This is a genomic window from Caulobacter sp. P1_B12_2 (genome assembly GCF_056406675.1).
Genome location: NZ_JBFTZS010000714.1, coordinates 1 through 1,389, shown reverse-complemented (window position 1 = coordinate 1,389; position 1,389 = coordinate 1). Strand labels below are relative to the sequence as shown.

The 1,389-nt window shown below is 66.5% G+C and carries 2 protein-coding genes and 1 pseudogene; 2 read left to right on the top strand and 1 reads right to left on the bottom strand.

Annotated elements, in window-relative coordinates; genetic code table 11:
• The coding region (locus AC1DZ6_RS25155) for a DUF2460 domain-containing protein (protein WP_477099813.1) at positions 1-244 on the bottom strand (244 nt) is incomplete at its 3' end.
• 286 nt (positions 245-530) lie between these two features.
• Between AC1DZ6_RS25155 and AC1DZ6_RS25150 the strand changes: the two genes are divergently transcribed.
• The gene (locus AC1DZ6_RS25150; protein WP_477099812.1) at positions 531-989 is read left to right on the top strand and encodes a DUF805 domain-containing protein; all 459 of its coding nucleotides are present in this window, start codon (positions 531-533) and stop codon (positions 987-989) included.
• A 66-nt stretch (positions 990-1,055) separates the two neighbouring features.
• Positions 1,056-1,347: pseudogene (locus tag AC1DZ6_RS25145) on the top strand (GIY-YIG nuclease family protein).
• Positions 1,348-1,389: the final 42 nt, after the last annotated feature.

Genomic DNA, 1,389 nt, shown 5'->3' with positions numbered 1-1,389 from the left:
GGTCGCGGAAGCGGAAGCCGTGCAGCCGCCCGCGCCGCGCCTCGAAGAAGGCGACCAGTTCGGCCGCGTCGTCCAGCGGCCGCACCGCCGTGCCGATCAGGTAGCGCCGCCGCCCCTGGGCCCAGGGGCTCGACCGCCGCTCGAAGCCCGAGCCCAGGGTCGTCACCTGGGTCCGCCGCTCGACCCCGCCGGTGCAGCCGAACGCCAGCCGCGCGGGCAGGCGCGTGTCGTGGAACGCGGTCATGGGGATGTCCTTGTGATGCCCTCTCCCGGAGGGGAGACGGAGGGGCCCATGCGCAGCATGGGAGGGTGAGGGGTGAAGRCGTCGGMCGGCGTGCCRGCAGGGCGCTCGCGTGCAATCGGCGAGGGCGTAACCCCTCACCCTCCCACGCTCTTCGAGCGCGGGCCCCGCCCTCTCCCGCTGGGAGAGGGTTCAAGTCACGCTAGGTTAAACCCGCGTCATGACTTGCAATTCACTTCAGCCGCGTGGTCGCCGGTCCTAATCTCTTCCTCAAGATTGGGAGCTGGAAATGGACTGGAAATCGCTGTTCTTCTCCGCCGAGGGCCGTATCGGCCGTCAGGCGTTCTGGATCGGCTGGCTGATGCTGCTGGGCGCCCACGTGGTGGCTGGCTGGATCCCGCTGATCGGGCAAGTCGTCGCCATCGTGGCGATCTTCGCCTGGGTCTGCCTCTGCACGAAACGGCTGCATGACATGGGCCGCAGCGGCTGGTGGCAACTGGTCCCCATCATCCTGGGACCGGTGCTGATCATCGGCTCGGCCATGTCGATCGGGATCAGCGCCATCCTGGGCGAGATCACCAACACCGACACCGACTGGGCCGCCCTGGCCGGCGTCGGCGGCCTGCTGGTCAGCGTCGCCATCGCCTTCTTCTCGGCCGCCGCCTTCACCCTGTGGGTGGGCGTCGCGCAGGGCCAGACCGGCGAGAACCGCTACGGCGAACCGCCGCTGACGCCGGTGATGGTGTAGGGGACGTCAAACCAAAACGTCGGTTTCTAAGCTTTCCCCATAGCGCGAGCGGTGGGGAAATGCTGCATGGCCTTCTACACCTACATCGTAGCCAGCCGGCGGAACGGCACGCTGTACATCGGCTCCACCGATGATTTGTCACGTCGGATCGAAGCATCGTGGATATCTCCGCGACGGATTCACGGCGAAGTACGGCTGCACGATCTTGGTCTGGTACGAGACGTTCGAGACCCGCGAGGACGCATTTCGACGCGAACGGCGGATCAAGGAGTGGCGGCGCTCCTGGAAGCTGATGCTGATCGAGGCGGACAATCCGACCTGGCGGGACCTGTTCGTCAACCTGAACCTCAACGCCTGAATTTTGATCCGCTCATCCCGGCGAATGCCGGGACCCAGATGG